Genomic DNA, 14527 nt, shown 5'->3' with positions numbered 1-14527 from the left:
CGCAATCTCTGGCAGGCGCGTTCCGTATTCGGAAATAGGAGGCGCGTTATGTCTGATGAGGCTCGTCGTGAGTTGGAGGCGATTAAGTCGGATTTGTATCGGCTGAGCTACCGCGTGCGCGCGCTGGAGGAGCGGCTGACGCGCGAGTCGCGGGGATCGAATGTAGGGACAACCCCGTCTGTTCGCCCTGAACCCGAAGTCGCCCGCGATGTCGGGGCAACTGCGCCCATCCGTCTTGAATCCCCTGCCCACCCCGAACCGCGTGTTGCGCCCCCGCCGATGGACGAGGAGGTGCAAGCGTTCGAGCGCGTGCTGGGCGGCAAGGTCGCGCTCTACACGGGGCTGACGCTGCTGTTTTTGGCGACGGCGTTCTTTCTGGGCTGGGCGTGGACGCAGCTTTCGCCCGCAGGTCGCCTGACGCTGGGCTATGTAGGCGGTGTGCTGCTGATGGGGCTGGGCATCGTGGTGCGGGAGCGCACGGAGCGATGGTTCTCGGACGGGCTGATGGGCGCGGGGCTGGCAACGCTGTATCTGAGCACTTGGGCAGGCTGGGAACGCTACGCGCTGCTGGGCTATATGCAGGCGTTCGGGCTAACGGGCGCGATTACTGCGCTGGGGATTGCGCTCGCGCTCTGGCGTGGCTCGGAGACGCTGGCGATTGTGGCGACCCTCGGCGGGTTCAGCGCGCCTGTGTGGTTGCGCGGCGACAGCGCGGGCGCGCCCGCCAACTTCTTCGGCTACTTAGCCGTGCTGAACGCGGGCATGCTGACCGTGAGCGCGTGGCGCGCGTGGCGGTATCACCAGCTAACCTGCCTCGTAGCGACCATCGTGCTGGTGAGCGGCTGGGCAATGACGAGCTACACGCCTGAGTATCGCGGGTTGACGCTGGGGTTTGTGTCGCTTTATTACGCACTGTTCAGCGTCGCGTACCTGTTGCCTGACGCGCTGCGCCGCCGCGCGACCGACGCGGTCAGCTTGGCGCAGTTCCTTGTGGCGTCGCTGCACTATTTGCCTGCGGGCTACGCGCTGACGCAGGAGGTGTGGCGCGAGTATCCAGGCGCGTTTCTGGCGGCGATGGGCGCGCTCTACTTCGCGCTCGGCTGGCTGAAGATGCTCACCAAAGACTCGCCCACCGACGCCGCGCTGTTCATACTGGGCATCGTGTGCGTCGCAGCGGCAATTGCCGTGCAGTTCCAGCCGTCGGCGCAGGTTGTGCTGTATGGCTTGACGGCAGCAGGGCTGATTCTCGCAGGGCTGCGCCTCCAGACGCGCCTGCTCTACGGGTTCGGGATTCTGCTGACGCTGGCGGCAGTCGCGGCAATGTGGACAGTGCTAATCGAGCCGATCCGCACGCGCACAGTGCTGCTGAACGAGCATGGGGTCGGCTGGCTCGCGCTGCTAATAGGCGGCAGCGCGGCACTGTACGGGCTGTACCGCGATATGCAGGCGCGCCCGCAGTCGGCGTTGGATTCGATATTCCCGCGCTACGCGCTCGCGCACCTGATTGCTCCCGCGCTGGTGATTGCGCTGGCGTGGGGCAGCGCGGAGCAGACGCTCTATGCGTTCGAGCTGGCGGGTCGGCGGGACGCACCGCTGGCGCACCTGCTCGTGTCGCTAGAGTGGACGCTGATTGGCGCGGGGCTACTGATTGGCGGGGTGCAAGCGTCGCTGCGCGGCGTGCGCCTGATGGGATTGGGGATGCTCGCGCTGACAACCACGAAACTGTTCCTGTACGACTTGGGCTTTCTGGAGATGCCCTACCGCGCGCTGAGTTTCGCGGGGCTGGGACTCGCGCTGATAGGCGTCGCGTGGCTCTACAGCCGCTTCGGAACCGCCAACGCACGCGCTAATTAAGCAGGAATCGCGTGGCGAGCGGCGTATAGGAGTCGTGCCATGAGGCGTTGGGTGTTTCGCTTGGGGTTCTGGGGGGCGCTGCTTCTAAGCGCGTGGGGGCAGCCGCCTGTGGAGATTAAGGCGAAGCCGTTGCTGGGCAGGACGCCTGCCGCCAACGGCGCGTTCCCGATTGCCGTGCAGCTCGAATCGCGGCGGGGCAACTATCAGGGCGTGCTGAGCGTGTCGCTGGGCGGGTTCGGCGGTCGACGCGAATATCTGTATCCGATTGACTTGCCTGCAGGCTCGCGCAAGGTGGTGGTCGCCACGCCGATTGTCAACCGCTACGGCGATGTTGCAATAATCCGCTTCACCGCGCGCGGCGCGAATGTGGAGACGCGCCTGCCCATCGACCGCGTGTTGGATGTAGACCAGTTAGCGGTGGTGGTGGGCGACGCGATTGGCGGACTGCAGGTGCTTAGACAGGTGCGCGGGATAGCGAACCCGTTCCACATCGACTTTCGCACGAACCGTCCGATGCGCGGGGTCTACGAGGTCGCCTACTGTGCGCCCGAACTGTTTCCTGAGCAGACGATTGCGCTCAGCGGCGCGCAGCTGATTGTGCTCACTTCGGGCGCGGAGCGGTTGCGGGCGGAGCAGTGGGGGGCGCTGCGCCAGTGGGTGATGCTGGGTGGGACGCTGATGGTGTCAGGCGGGGCAGGCGCGGTTTACTTACAGGCGCCCGTGCTGCGCGAGTTGTTGCCTGTCGCGCCGCAAGGCACGCGCGAAGTGGCGCAACTTGCCGCGCTGGGGCGATGGCTCCAACACCGCCCGCCCGCAGGACGCGCAACCATCACGCAAGCACAGCTCACAGCGGGCGTCACCCTGCTGCAGCAAGAGGGGCTGCCGCTGATTGCTGTGCGCCCCTACGGACTGGGCACAGTGGTCTTTTTGGCGTTCAGCCCGCTGGAGCGACCGCTCAGCGAATACGACGCCCGCGTGCGATTCTGGCAGGCGTTGGTGGACGCTACGACGGGCTACTCACCCAGTTTCAACATCGCCGCACTTCAGGCAGGGCAATCGGGCTACTCCAGAGACCCATGGTCGGGACAGATGTCTGCTACCTTCAACGCCGATATCGACCCGCCCAGCGTGCTGATGATTGTCGTGTTGCTGAGCGCGTACTTTATGCTGGTCGTGCCGATAAACTACTGGGCGTTGAAGCGGTTGCGGGCGTTGGACTGGGCGTGGCTCACGACGCCGCTGATTGCGCTCATCTTCGTGGGCGTCTTGTGGCGGTTGGCGGGCGATTTGTACCGCAAGTCGCTTTCCAGCAAGGTACAGACCGTGCTGATGGCGCAGGCGGGCAGCGCCGACGCCTACGCGGTCAACGGCGCGCTCTTCTTCTTCCCGCGCGCGGGCGTGTTCGACCTGCAGTTCGACCAGAGCGACATGGTGGAGGTGGGCGTCGGCGATGACGGGGGCATGGGATTTGGACAGTCAACGGTGATTCGCACCGTCGAGGGCGACCCGAAGCGCGTGGACGGCTACCGCGTGGCGAACCTGAGCTTCCAGTGGTTCCGCTACACGCGCACCGTGCAGCTGCAAGGGCAGATTGAGGGCAGCCTGCGCCTAACGCGGCGCAACGGCGAATGGGTGCTGTCGGGCACGCTGCGCAATCGCCTGCCCTACGAGTTGCGCGAGGTGCAGATACTGACCCCGCGCGGCACCGCGAGAATAGGCTCGCTTGGCGCGCGCGAGACACAGACACTACGCGACAAGCCGCTGTTCCCTTCCAGTGGGTACGGCGGCGGTAGGTACGACTTCGATTGGGGCGTTCCTGTTCTCGCCTTGTCCGCCGAGCAACTGGCGCAGCGGCTTCTCGGGCAGCGCTATGAACTGCCCCGCGCGTTTCTGATTGCTCGCGCATCGCAGCCTGTGCTGACCCCAGAACTCCGCGAGGCAACCGATCGCTCCGCCGAGGTCGTCTACCTCGTGAGCGTGCCGCTGGAGGAGAGACCATGAGGGCGCTTTGGGAGAACCCCCTGCTGCAGTATCACCTGCTGGGCGCGACGCGCCACCGCTGGAAGCGTCAGCCGTGGCTCTACTGGGCGGCAACGCTGGGGACTGGGCTTGTGTATCTGCTCGCCCTGCAAACGGCGGTAAATTACCGTCCTGGTATCGATGTCGCCTTGTGGTTCTCCCTGTTTATAATGTGCTTGGCTGCGCCGCTGATGGCGTACAACTTACTCTCGTCAGAATACGAGAAGCAGACTTGGGAGTCGCTTGTGCTCACGCGGCTGACGGCGCGCGAGATTTTCTGGGGCAAGTGGGGCGCGGCGTTGACGCGGGTGGCTGTGCTGACACTGTTGCTGGCGCCTTTCCTCCTCTTTTCTGACATCAGGGGTTGGTATACCACGACCGCCGCGTTCATTGTTCTCTTCGGCTGGGGCGTGCTGCTCGCGTCGCTCGGCGTGTGGCTCTCGTTCAAGCTCAAACGCACGCTCACCACCGCCTCCGCCCTCTACGCAGGGCAAGTCTTCGTGCTGCTGCTGTTCCCGATGCTCTACTTCATCCTCGGCGAACGCTCGCTGCCAAGGGAACTCATCTCGGCAGTGCAAAGCTACGGGGACGCCTACTATACTTGGATTATCTGCTTGTTCAACGGCGCGTTTATCATCTATATCAATCCTTTCTATGTGGCTTTGGAGATGGAACATTTCCGATGGCTGTCAGATTGGTGGTGGACGGAACATAACGGAAATGCTTATCAACAGGGATTGCGCTACATGCTCTGGGGCTTCACGCAGGGCGGAATATATCTGGGATTGGCGCTGCTATTTGCAGGATTCACCTATCGGGGTATAAAAATCTCTTGGCGAAAATAGGGGAGTCGCTTATGCTGGATGTGCAAGGGCTACGCAAGGAGTATGGGGAGCTGGTCGCTGTGCGCGATATTCACTTTCAGCTGCACCCCGGCGATGTGTTCGGCTTTATCGGACCGAACGGGGCGGGCAAGACCACGACCATCAAGATGCTCGCCACGCTGCTGGAGCCGACGGCGGGCACGGCGACGCTAAACGGCATCGATATCGTGCGCTACCCTGAAGAGGTGCGCCCGCTGCTGGGCTACATGCCCGACTTCTTCGGCTTGTACGAGGGCATCACCGTGACCGAGTATCTGGAGTTCTTCGCGGCGGCGTACCGAATCCCCAAAGCGCAACGCGCGGCGATTATCGAGAATGTGTTGGAGCTGACCGACCTCACAGTCAAGAAGGACGCCTATGTCGAGACGCTCTCGCGCGGGATGCAGCAACGCTTGTGCTTAGCGAAGAGCCTCGTGCATGACCCGATTTTGCTACTGCTGGACGAGCCCGCGTCGGGGTTAGACCCGCGCGCACGCATCGAAATCAAGGAGCTGATTCGCGAGCTGGGCGCGATGGGCAAAATCGTGCTGGTCTCCTCGCACATTTTGCCTGAGCTGGCGGACTTCTGCAACAAAATCGGCATTATCGAGAAGGGCGAATTGCTTGTGTGGGGCGCGGTGGACGAAATCGTGGCGCAGTTGCAGGCGAACCGCGTGCTGGAGATTAGACCGCTGGGCGAGCCAGAGCCGCTGATTCAGCGACTGGAGCAGGAAGCGCATGTGCACGGCGTCGAGACGCGTAACGGCAGCCTGTATGTGCATTTCGCGGGCGGGCTGGAAGAGCAGGCGGACTTGCTGACCGCGCTCATTCGCGACGGGTTCCGCATCGCCGCGTTTCGCGAGGAGTCGCTCGATCTCGAGGATGTATTTATGCAGATTACGAAGGGCGAGGTGAGCTGACCAATCAAGCGTTCAACCCTCGGCGCAGGCACAACTTTTCCGGCTGAGGCGGGTGAGGGGGGATTCGTGACCTGCTGGGTTTACAAACTCGGCTTACGCGATTGGTACAACGAGCCCACCATTCCGCTTCCGTCGCACGGCTACTTGGCGTCCGTGCAAGGCGGTTTGCGGGGTTGACGCGCGCTAAGTTTGGGCGGCGGCTTGCCCTCGCGGGCGCGATTCGTGGACAAATTCGCAATCTCCGCCAGCGTGCGCAACCACGCATTCGACGGCGCGTCGTAGGGCGCGCTCCAATCGACATCCGAGAGATAGACCAACATCGCCTTCGCGCCCTTCTTGATGGGACACTTATCCACCAGCAGGATGGACGCCAGCGCGTTCGCGCCGACGCTCTTGAACGCCTCCTGCGGCATATCGAACACGCAGCGCAGGCTGTAGTGCGTGGTCAGCCACTTGCGCACATACATCAGGTTGCGATTTGCCAAGATGCCGCGCGGCACAATCACGCATACTACCCCGCCAGGCTTACATAACTGAAAAAACCGTTCCAGAAACAGCACTTCAATCGCTACCGAGGGCTTGCGTCGCTTCGGACGGTACTCGTCGCTCTCAAATAGCGAGGATTGCCCCTGCGGTTCGCTCACAGGCTCTTGCGCGAGTTCGAATCGCTCCAGAATTTTCGGGTCGCGGACGCGATACCCTGTAGCCGCAAACGGCGGGTTGCCAATTACGAGGTCATAGTCCGATTGCCAGTAGGGGTCGGGGTCTTCGATGGGCAGAAGTCCATCTTGAAGGTAGAGGCGCACACGGTCGCCGTAGGGCTTGAGATTCTCGCGGGCGCGTTCGAGCGTCTCAGGGTCGATATCGATGCCCACCACCTGCTGCGCGCCGCGCTCTAACGCGCGTTTGAGAAACACCCCCTCGCCGCATGCAGGGTCAATCACCTTCCAGTGCGGCTGGAATTGAGCAATATCCAGCATAAAATCGGCGAGCACTTCGGGCGTCCAGTATTGCCCCAGCTGCCGCTGCGTGGCGCGAGACTTAGGCATACAGCACCCCCTGAATGAGGCGTACCACGCCCGCGCGATTCGCGCTAATCTCGTGGCGTCTTAGTTCAACGATGAGACAACGCTTCGGCTTTTTGCGTGGCTTTTTGACCAGCACCAGCGCGTACATGCGGCTGGGTGTGTGGGGAAACAGCCCGCGCGGAAGCCCCAGAATCGCCACAGGACGCGCCTGCTCGAACAGCCACCTGCGGAACGGCTTCAGCTCTGAATTACTTAGCAGCCCCTCTGGTACGATTAGCCCAATTCGACCGCTGGGCGCGGCGAGTTTTACGGCTAACTCGGTGAACGCTACCTCGTAGGCGTTGGCGCGACCCCTTCCTGAACCCGCGTACTGAAAAGCGTCCACCTGAAGCGCAACCTCAATACTGCCAGCAGGCGGATTGCAGAAGATACACTGATAGGTCTGATTCGCCCAATCGTCGGTCAGAGTGTTCGCACGGCGTAAGTGCTTGGGCGGCGCGCCAATCCCCATCTCCAGAACCAGACTCGCTAACCTGTGCGCATACTCGTCGTACTCTACGCCGTAAAGTTGGTTGGCTACGGTTGCAGGGGAAGCCCCGTGCCGTTTGACCCAGTGCTGGGCAGTCGCCAGCAGGAACCCACCCGACCCGCAGGCGAAGTCCAGCACGCGCGATTCGGGATCGGGGGCGAGCGCGTCCACCATCAGTTGGATGACCTCCGTGGGCGTATAGTAGCGTCCCGTGCGGCGCACCACATCGTTTTTGTCGAGCGGGCGGAAGTAGCCGCGCGCCGTGTGTCGCAGGGCGAGCGCCAGCGCAAAGTTCGGCTGCCCCGACTGACGAACTTGGCGCACCATCTGCTGCGCCTCGCGCACGGCAGTAGGTAGCCGCTTGCGAACGCGCGTGCCCGTGAGGGCGTCCAACCAGTCGCAGAACCTGTCGTGCGCTGAGTTTCCGCGCGACTTGGCAAGCGCACGCTGGAACATCTCACGGTAGCGCAGCTCCTGCCCCGCTTCCGTTTCCGTGTGGCGCAGATAGTCGCCAATCGCTTCCAGCAAGCGTGCAGGGGCAAGCAACTCTGCAGGAGTTTTGCCCTCCAGCGGAGCGTACCGAATCGAAGATTGGCTCGGTTGCAACTGGTAGAGTGTGTCTTTGTTGCCTGCTGCCACCCACAGCAGCGGCACGGGGTTCTCCAGATTCCACGCTGCGCCCTTGAGCCGCGCCTCCTCGTAGCCCTCACGCTGCTGACGCGCGTTGCCCTCCACCTCCACAACGACCAGCGGCGTGTCGCCTTGAAACAGCATCACATCTGCGTAGAGGCGACGATTGCCGTACAGGCGCACCTCCACCTCGTACTCGAAGTCCTCATGTTCCGCGTAGCCCAGCCGCGTGAGCGTCTCGCGCACGCGCGTGGTCGGCTTGCCAGACGGCTTAGCGCGTCTCACGGGATAACTCCTCCAACCCTGCCAGCAGTCTTGCCAAGTGGCTCAACTCCTCGTTCAGTTCGCTATCCCGCTCTAAGTGTATTCCCAGCGCACGAGACTGCAGCTCATAGCAATCGGGCGTGGTGTCGCGATTAAGCACCATTTGCCCGACACGAGCATATTCGTCTTCTAACAGCGATACAAGGGCAGGCGGCAAGTTTCGTGGGAACACTGCGAGAGGCTTCGACAGCGAACCCTCAATAAGCTTCTCTGTCTGCCAGATCAGCATTTCAAGGACGCCCACCGCAGTGTTCATAAGTTTTTCCGCCTCCCTGTCCGAGCTTTGACGCGCCTTCGCGTCCACTGCCTTGAGATGGTAGTCCACGACAGACCTGTAGCCTTGCACAAAGGCTTGCTGAATTGATGCCTCTGGAACTACGATGAGAATGTTTTTTATCTCATCGTAATCTATGTATGTCTGCCCAGATACCCCGGAAGCTTCGCGGATCATCTGATGCGCGCCGTACATCGATTGCAAGTAGACACAACACCATTCAGGAAGTATGTCTCGCACGGTAAACTTTGTGAGGTGCTGGCTTATGTTCACCTTGGAGTAGCTATACTGGTCTGTGAAGACGATAGTACGCCCTAAAGAGCCTACTCCAGAATTCACAAGGACTATGTCGCCCACCCAGAGGCGGCTACGGGGCGGATCGTTGTAGCTGTTCTCCTGAATGTAGCGTTTGTCTTCGGGGGTCTCCGTTGGGTCTATCCCAGTTCGCGCAAGATTCCTCACTTGCAAGTAGAGTACGCCATCGACCGCCTTGCGGGCTCGCGGCAGCAGCAGTTTCACGCTTCCGTTTTGATGCTCGACTAAAGTTCCCTGCGGGGGATATTCGCGTCTACCTGCTTGACCGCGCGTGATTCCCAAGGCTTCGCCCCCGTCTCGTTCCACGGTTTCGGGGATGAACTCGCCCAGCGGTCGCACAGGGTGCGGGCACTGGCGTAGGATTGGCTCCAGTTCGACCCAGCGCGGGTTCCAGAAGCCCACATCGCCGCGCTCCCACACGATGTCGGGGTTCACATACACCACAGGTCGCTGCAGTTCAGGGCTATCCTCCAGCGCTGCAACGCCGTTCACAATCTCTGGGGCAGTTTGCCGCTTCCGTCGAGATGCTCGCATCGCGATTTCCTCCTGATAGAACAGAACCAGTATACCCGCCTGAACAGGTTGCCGACGCCGAGATGCAAGTCATTGTAACGGAGCAAGCCAGCCATGCTCTCCATTCCTGGTCGGGGCGCAGATGCGGGTTCTGCTACTGCACAATCAGGGTAATCCCCAGCAGGCTCTCCAGCAGGTAGAGGAGCGCCATCAGCGCCCACGCGCCGAGCAGAATCTGGAGCAGCCCGCTGTGCAGCAGGCGCAGCCCGAACGGAGGCGTCGCGCCGCTGAGCGGACGCGCCTTGCGCAATAACTCTTCGCCGACGCGAATCGCCTGCAGAATCTGGCGATCAGTCGGCGGCTTGGTGGTGGCGACCCACTGCAACAGCGCGCCGAAACTGCGCCAGAACATCAAGGTCAGCAGCAGCGCCAGCAGCAGCGCGAAATCGCGCGTATCCTCATCAGGCACGCCAAACTGGAACACTTTCGACAGCCCCAGAAAAAGCACAATCCCCGCGACCAGGTTCGTGCCGCAGCGCGGATGCACGCGCGGCATGCGCCGCACCACCTCCAGTGTGAGCGGCTCGCCCCGCTCAATCGCATGCACCACCATATGTTCCGCCGCGTGCGTGCCTGCAATCGGCAACAGGCGCATCAGCAGCAGGAACACGACAAAGATGGAGCTGCGCAACGCCAGCCCCATCACATCGGAGAACAGGAACCACTGCCCTGCGAAGGGCGAGTTGTAATAGCTGTAGAGCGGCACGCCGAATCGCTGCTGCGCCCACCACATGCCGCCAATCACCAGCCAGTTCGCCAGCAGGAACAGCGCAAAGAGCAGCGCGCCTGTGAGCATCAGCCCCAGCGCGCCCGCGCCCGCGCTCACGACGCCATTGGTCAGGTACACGCCCAGCGGAGTCGCCATGCCGCCAAGCGTGCCGAGTTGGGGCAGGCTTATCGGTCGCGCCGCCAGCCCCGCCAGCGTGACCACGCCCACATACCGCCCCCACGGGTCTACGCCCAGCGCAGGTTGCTCGGAGTAGGCGAGCGTCTCGATGGCTTCCTCCAAAGGCATGTCGATGGGTAGGCGCAGGAAGTTCTCATCCATCCATGAGGCGACAGGCTCCAGCCAGTCTGCCCCGCGGTGGATGGCTTCGCGCAGGCGCGATTCGGTCAGCACGCCCACAGGCGCGCCATATTCCAGAATCGGCAGCACGCCCGCGCCGCCCTGCGCCATCAGCTCCGCCGCGCGCAGCAGGCTGTCATCGGGGTAGGCGGGCAGCACCCGCTGCAACTTGTCCGCCACGAACCGCTTCTCGCTCATTCCTGCGCCAGTTGCTGGTCATACCGCAGGTAGCGGTCGTATTCCAGCAGTTCGTACAGCTCCGCGCGGGTCTGCATCGCGTCCAGCATCGGCGTCTGCGTGCCGTACTGCTTGATGCACAGCAGCGTCTGCTCCGCCGCCTTCATCATCGCGCGGAAGCAACTCATCGGAAAGATGACCATCTTGTAGCCCAGTTGCGCGAACTCGTTCGCGGTCAGGTAGGGCGTCTTGCCGAACTCGGTCATGTTTGCCAGCAAGGGGGCGGGCACGGCGCGGGCGAACTGCTCGAACTCGTCGGGCGACTGGAGCGCTTCGGGGAAAATCGCGTCCGCGCCTGCCTGGAGATAGCGTTTCGCGCGTTCGATTGCGCCCTCCAGCCCTTCTATTGCGCGGGCATCTGTGCGGGCGATGATAACAAAGTTCGGGTTGCTGCGTGCGCCCACCGCCGCTTTGATTTTAGCGACCATCTCGTCGGTGGGGATGACCTCTTTACCTTCCAGATGCCCGCATCGCTTGGGGCTGACTTGGTCTTCGATATGGACGCCTGCCAGCCCCGCGCGTTCGAGCATTTGAACGGCGCGAGCGGTCTGTAGCGCGCTGCCGTAGCCTGTGTCGGCGTCGGCAATCGCGGGGATGTTCACCGCCGCCGTGATGTAGTTGCACACCTGCGCCATTTCAGGCAGGCTGATGAAGGCATGGTCGGGCAGCCCCAGCAGGCTGTTGGTCACCCCTGCGCCTGAGATGTAGAGCGCCTCGTAGCCGTGAAACTGCACCAGTCGGGCGAGCGCGGCGTTGAACACGCCTGGCATCACTACAATATTGCGCTGTTCCCAAAGCAGGCGCAGACGCGCGCCAGGGTCAATCAGCCGCTCCTCGCCCCGCAGTGGAAAGTTCATTCGCCTCGCTTCCCCAGCATCAGAATATCGGCGCGTGTGAGTGTAATCACTTTGCGCACGCGCGTGTAGGTTGTCTCGCGCGTCGGGTTCTCCACCTCCCGTCGGAGCGCGTCGGAGACCTTCGCGTATTCGGGGACTTCGATAGGCGCGGGCTTCTCGCGCACCTCCTCCAGATAGCGGGCATCGTACATCCCCACCCCGTCGGAGCCGATACGCGCCTGAATGTTCGGCGAGGCGTAGCGCGGCTCGAAGATGAACTCCACCTCGTATTCCTCCGCCTTGAACGGGTACATCTTCGGGTCTTTACTCATGTCGATTTCGCGGCGGAACTTCTCCTCGCGCACCGCCAGCGAATCCTGCATGTAGGTCAGTTTCGAATCCACTTCGAAGGTGAAGGTTTTGAGGGCTTTCGGGCTGTATTCGAGCGTTCTGCCCTTATCGCGCAGGATGACCGTCACACGCGCGCCGATGGTGGGGATGCCGAGTCTGCCCTCCACTAACAGCACGCGCGGGCGCACCACCTTCACCGTCGCGTCGAAGCCCAAGTCTATCGGCGGCTGGGTCTCAGGGTTCGGTCCGTAGCGGCGCAGCAAATCTAAGATGGTGTCTTCCAAGTTGTTCTGCCGTACATCGTAGAGGTTGTTCGACTCCCAGTCCTTACCGCGCCCTTTCTCAGCGTCCAAAAGGAGCTTCGTCCAGTGGTCGACGGCATCGTCGAAGCGTCCCGCTTTGAAAAAGGTGTGCGCCAGCATGTGGCGTCGGGCAGGAATCATGTTGGGGTACTCATTCGCGAGTTGCATCCACGGCGCGGCGTTCACAGGGTCTTGAATCTTGTGATAATACATCCAGCCCATTTCGAAGTAGAGGTCCCACACGGCGGGATTGTTCTGGATGCCCTCTTCGAGGAACTTGAGCGCCATCGGGATAAAGCGTCGGTCGGAGCGCTGCGACTCGTCGGTGAAGTTGTAGCCCATATGCCATGCGCCTGTGGAGTAGACATCGAGGTTGTGCGGATCCAACCAGGTGACCAAGCGCAGCATGGGCAGCACGGCGTCGTAGTTGCCCGAATCGAAAAAGCTGTCGGCGCGCACCCACAGAATCGCCGCCAAGAACTCGCGGAAACCCGCCACCGCCGCCAGCAGTTGGTCGGGCGACAAGCCGACAGGCGCAGTCTGCTTGGGCGCGTAGTCGCGTGCCCATATCGGGAAGATACGCGCCTGTAGCCCCGCCTGAATCAGGAATAGAACCACAATCGCGACCCATAACTTGCTATGATTGCGTTTCATCGTTGTTGCCTCCGCAGTTGCCGTCTTCGCCATAATCGCTTACATCTCCCGCTGGTTGAAGATTAGCATGCTGGCGATGAGCAGCAGCGCGATGTAGACGATTGCGTATGCGAGCGTCTGCACCGTGTACGCCGTCGGGTCAGTCAGCACCTGCTCTGGGTTGATAATCGGGTTTTGCACATTGAAGTTGGCGAAGTTGGGCAGGATAACCGTGAGCAGCTGGACGGGGACGCGCGTCAGAGGCGTGACCTCGGGATTACGCTGGATGCTCTCTAAAAAGCTACTGAGCAGGTTGCCCATCAGGAACACGCCGCCTGACAGAAAGTAGTTCACCAGCGGTGAGACAAAAGTAGAGAAGAACAGCACGACCGCCGCCAGCAGCGAACTCTGGAAGAAGAACATGATCAGCCCGTGAATAATGTCTGGGTCAAACTCGCCCAGCGCTATCCGAGAAGCAATCAGGAACACGATACCCATCATCAGGTACATAAAGCCGAGCGTGCCCACCGCGCCAAAAAACTTGCCCAATATGAACTGGTAGCGCTGGACGGGCTTGGAGAGAATCGTGTAGATGGTGCGCCGCTCGATCTCGGTGGGAATCATGCCCGTGCACAAGATGATGGCGATGAAGGTTCCTGCGAGCTGAATCACGCCGAAGCCGAAGCCGAGAATCAGCGGGCGTGCGCCCCGCGCGCCCGCGAACGGCTCAAAGGCAGGGCTAATCAGGATAATCAGCAGCGCGACAAGCAAGATTACCATCAGAATGCGCTTGCGCACTGCCTCGCCAAAGGTCGCTCCTGCGATTGCAAAGGTCGTGTTCATGCGTTTGTGCCTCCTTGAATGGTTTCCACGAACAGGTCTTCCAGCGAGCGTCGATAGGGCTTGACGCTCACGATGTGCCCGCCTGCCGCCCGCACGATGTCAATCACGCGGTCTACCGAACCGTTGTCGGGCTGCTCGACGATAAGCCTGCCGTCGTGCAGGCTGACCTTGCCACCCAGTTGACGGATGGGTTCCACCGCGTTCTCGGGCACTTTGTCGGCAATCACCTCCACATGCCCGCCTGCAAGCAGCTCCTCGATGCGTCCCAGTTGCACCATCACGCCCTTTTTGAGAATCGCCACGCGGTCGCACACACGCTCGACATCAGAAAGCTGGTGCGAGCTGATAAAGAGCGTCTTGCCCTGATTGCGCAGTTCCAAAATCATATCGCGAATATCGATGTGCGCGATTGGGTCTAACCCTGCGGTCGGCTCGTCTAAGATGAGCAGTTCGGGGTCGTTGATAAGGCACTGTGCCAGCCCGATGCGCTGCAGCATGCCCTTGGAGTAGGTGCGCAGTGTCTGGTCAGCGGCGCGGGATAGCCCAACGCGATCTAACAACTCGTTCACGCGCTTGCTGCGCTCTGGCTCAGCGATGCCGAACAGCTTGGCGTAAAAGGTGAGTATCTCCCGCCCCGTCATATAGTCGTAGAAGTAGGGGGTTTCAGGCAGGTAGCTGATCCTGTAGTGGTTTTTCGGGTCGCCTGCAGGCTGCCCCAGCACATACGCTTCGCCTTCGGTCGGGTAGATAATCCCCAGCAGCACCTTAATCGTGGTGGTCTTGCCCGCGCCGTTGGGACCGAGGAAGCCGAAAATCTCGCCGCGATACACCTCTAAGTTGAGGTTCTTCACCGCGTCCACAGCCTGCTTACTCCACAGTCCCGAATAGCGCTTCGTGAGATTCACAGTCTTAATCGCTAAATCGCTCATT

12 protein-coding genes are annotated in these 14527 nt (G+C 61.5%); 4 read left to right on the top strand and 8 right to left on the bottom strand.

Annotation, left to right across the window (positions count from 1 at the left end; all coding sequences use genetic code 11):
• Window positions 1–48 precede the first annotated feature (48 nt).
• The 4 genes from NW848_RS06190 to NW848_RS06175 are packed head-to-tail and all read left to right on the top strand — an operon-like array spanning window position 49 to window position 5656.
• Window positions 49–1854 carry a DUF2339 domain-containing protein gene (locus NW848_RS06190; RefSeq protein ID WP_414510823.1) on the top strand — a complete coding sequence of 602 codons (1806 nt, stop codon included), beginning with the start codon at window positions 49–51 and terminating at the stop codon, window positions 1852–1854.
• 39 nt (window positions 1855–1893) lie between these two features.
• Window positions 1894–3855, top strand: a complete 1962-nt coding sequence (locus tag NW848_RS06185; RefSeq protein WP_414510822.1) for a hypothetical protein — start codon at window positions 1894–1896, stop codon at window positions 3853–3855.
• Window positions 3852–4718: a hypothetical protein gene (locus tag NW848_RS06180; RefSeq protein WP_414510821.1), complete on the top strand. Its 867-nt coding sequence runs from the start codon at window positions 3852–3854 to the stop codon at window positions 4716–4718. Before NW848_RS06185 ends, NW848_RS06180 begins: the two co-directional genes overlap by 4 nt.
• Window positions 4719–4729: 11 nt before the next feature.
• Complete coding sequence (locus NW848_RS06175; RefSeq protein ID WP_414510820.1) at window positions 4730–5656, top strand: ATP-binding cassette domain-containing protein; 927 nt, start codon at window positions 4730–4732, stop codon at window positions 5654–5656.
• A 140-nt stretch (window positions 5657–5796) separates the two neighbouring features.
• On the opposite strand, the gene NW848_RS06170 is transcribed toward NW848_RS06175, so the two are convergent.
• The 8 genes from NW848_RS06170 to NW848_RS06135 all read right to left on the bottom strand — a co-directional run bounded on the left by NW848_RS06170 (window position 5797) and on the right by NW848_RS06135 (window position 14526).
• The gene (locus NW848_RS06170) at window positions 5797–6705 is read right to left on the bottom strand and encodes an HsdM family class I SAM-dependent methyltransferase (RefSeq protein WP_414510819.1); all 909 of its coding nucleotides are present in this window, start codon (window positions 6703–6705) and stop codon (window positions 5797–5799) included.
• Complete coding sequence (locus NW848_RS06165) at window positions 6698–8128, bottom strand: HsdM family class I SAM-dependent methyltransferase (protein WP_414510818.1); 1431 nt, start codon at window positions 8126–8128, stop codon at window positions 6698–6700. Before NW848_RS06165 ends, NW848_RS06170 begins: the two co-directional genes overlap by 8 nt.
• The gene (locus tag NW848_RS06160; protein ID WP_414510817.1) at window positions 8115–9290 is read right to left on the bottom strand and encodes a hypothetical protein; all 1176 of its coding nucleotides are present in this window, start codon (window positions 9288–9290) and stop codon (window positions 8115–8117) included. The genes NW848_RS06165 and NW848_RS06160 overlap by 14 nt, the downstream gene beginning before the upstream one ends.
• 133 nt (window positions 9291–9423) lie before the next feature.
• On the bottom strand, window positions 9424–10593 hold the full coding sequence (locus tag NW848_RS06155) for a DUF1385 domain-containing protein (RefSeq protein WP_414510816.1): 1170 nt from the start codon (window positions 10591–10593) through the stop codon (window positions 9424–9426).
• Window positions 10590–11489 carry a methylisocitrate lyase gene (prpB, locus tag NW848_RS06150; protein ID WP_414510815.1) on the bottom strand — a complete coding sequence of 300 codons (900 nt, stop codon included), beginning with the start codon at window positions 11487–11489 and terminating at the stop codon, window positions 10590–10592. Before prpB ends, NW848_RS06155 begins: the two co-directional genes overlap by 4 nt.
• The gene (locus NW848_RS06145; RefSeq protein WP_414510814.1) at window positions 11486–12775 is read right to left on the bottom strand and encodes a tetratricopeptide repeat protein; all 1290 of its coding nucleotides are present in this window, start codon (window positions 12773–12775) and stop codon (window positions 11486–11488) included. The genes prpB and NW848_RS06145 overlap by 4 nt, the downstream gene beginning before the upstream one ends.
• Window positions 12776–12814: 39 nt before the next feature.
• The gene (locus NW848_RS06140; protein ID WP_414510813.1) at window positions 12815–13597 is read right to left on the bottom strand and encodes an ABC transporter permease; all 783 of its coding nucleotides are present in this window, start codon (window positions 13595–13597) and stop codon (window positions 12815–12817) included.
• Window positions 13594–14526, bottom strand: a complete 933-nt coding sequence (locus NW848_RS06135; protein WP_414510812.1) for an ABC transporter ATP-binding protein — start codon at window positions 14524–14526, stop codon at window positions 13594–13596. Before NW848_RS06135 ends, NW848_RS06140 begins: the two co-directional genes overlap by 4 nt.
• Window position 14527 lies beyond the last annotated feature (1 nt).

The organism is Synechococcus sp. RC10A2 (genome assembly GCF_047502605.1).
The sequence above is the reverse complement of the archived record's forward strand: the minus strand, read 5'-3'. Positions and strand labels throughout refer to the sequence as shown.

Bases quoted from the DNA above. Each gene is read 5' to 3' on its own strand.
- NW848_RS06190 (WP_414510823.1), top strand. From the start codon at position 49: ATGTCTGATGAGGCTCGTCGTGAGTTGGAGGCGATTAAGTCGGATTTG.
- NW848_RS06185 (WP_414510822.1), top strand. From the start codon at position 1,894: ATGAGGCGTTGGGTGTTTCGCTTGGGGTTCTGGGGGGCGCTGCTTCTA.
- NW848_RS06180 (WP_414510821.1), top strand. From the start codon at position 3,852: ATGAGGGCGCTTTGGGAGAACCCCCTGCTGCAGTATCACCTGCTGGGC.
- NW848_RS06175 (WP_414510820.1), top strand. From the start codon at position 4,730: ATGCTGGATGTGCAAGGGCTACGCAAGGAGTATGGGGAGCTGGTCGCT.
- NW848_RS06170 (WP_414510819.1), bottom strand. From the start codon at position 6,705: ATGCCTAAGTCTCGCGCCACGCAGCGGCAGCTGGGGCAATACTGGACG.
- NW848_RS06160 (WP_414510817.1), bottom strand. From the start codon at position 9,290: ATGCGAGCATCTCGACGGAAGCGGCAAACTGCCCCAGAGATTGTGAAC.
- NW848_RS06155 (WP_414510816.1), bottom strand. From the start codon at position 10,593: ATGAGCGAGAAGCGGTTCGTGGCGGACAAGTTGCAGCGGGTGCTGCCC.
- prpB (WP_414510815.1), bottom strand. From the start codon at position 11,489: ATGAACTTTCCACTGCGGGGCGAGGAGCGGCTGATTGACCCTGGCGCG.
- NW848_RS06145 (WP_414510814.1), bottom strand. From the start codon at position 12,775: ATGAAACGCAATCATAGCAAGTTATGGGTCGCGATTGTGGTTCTATTC.
- NW848_RS06140 (WP_414510813.1), bottom strand. From the start codon at position 13,597: ATGAACACGACCTTTGCAATCGCAGGAGCGACCTTTGGCGAGGCAGTG.
- NW848_RS06135 (WP_414510812.1), bottom strand. From the start codon at position 14,526: ATGAGCGATTTAGCGATTAAGACTGTGAATCTCACGAAGCGCTATTCG.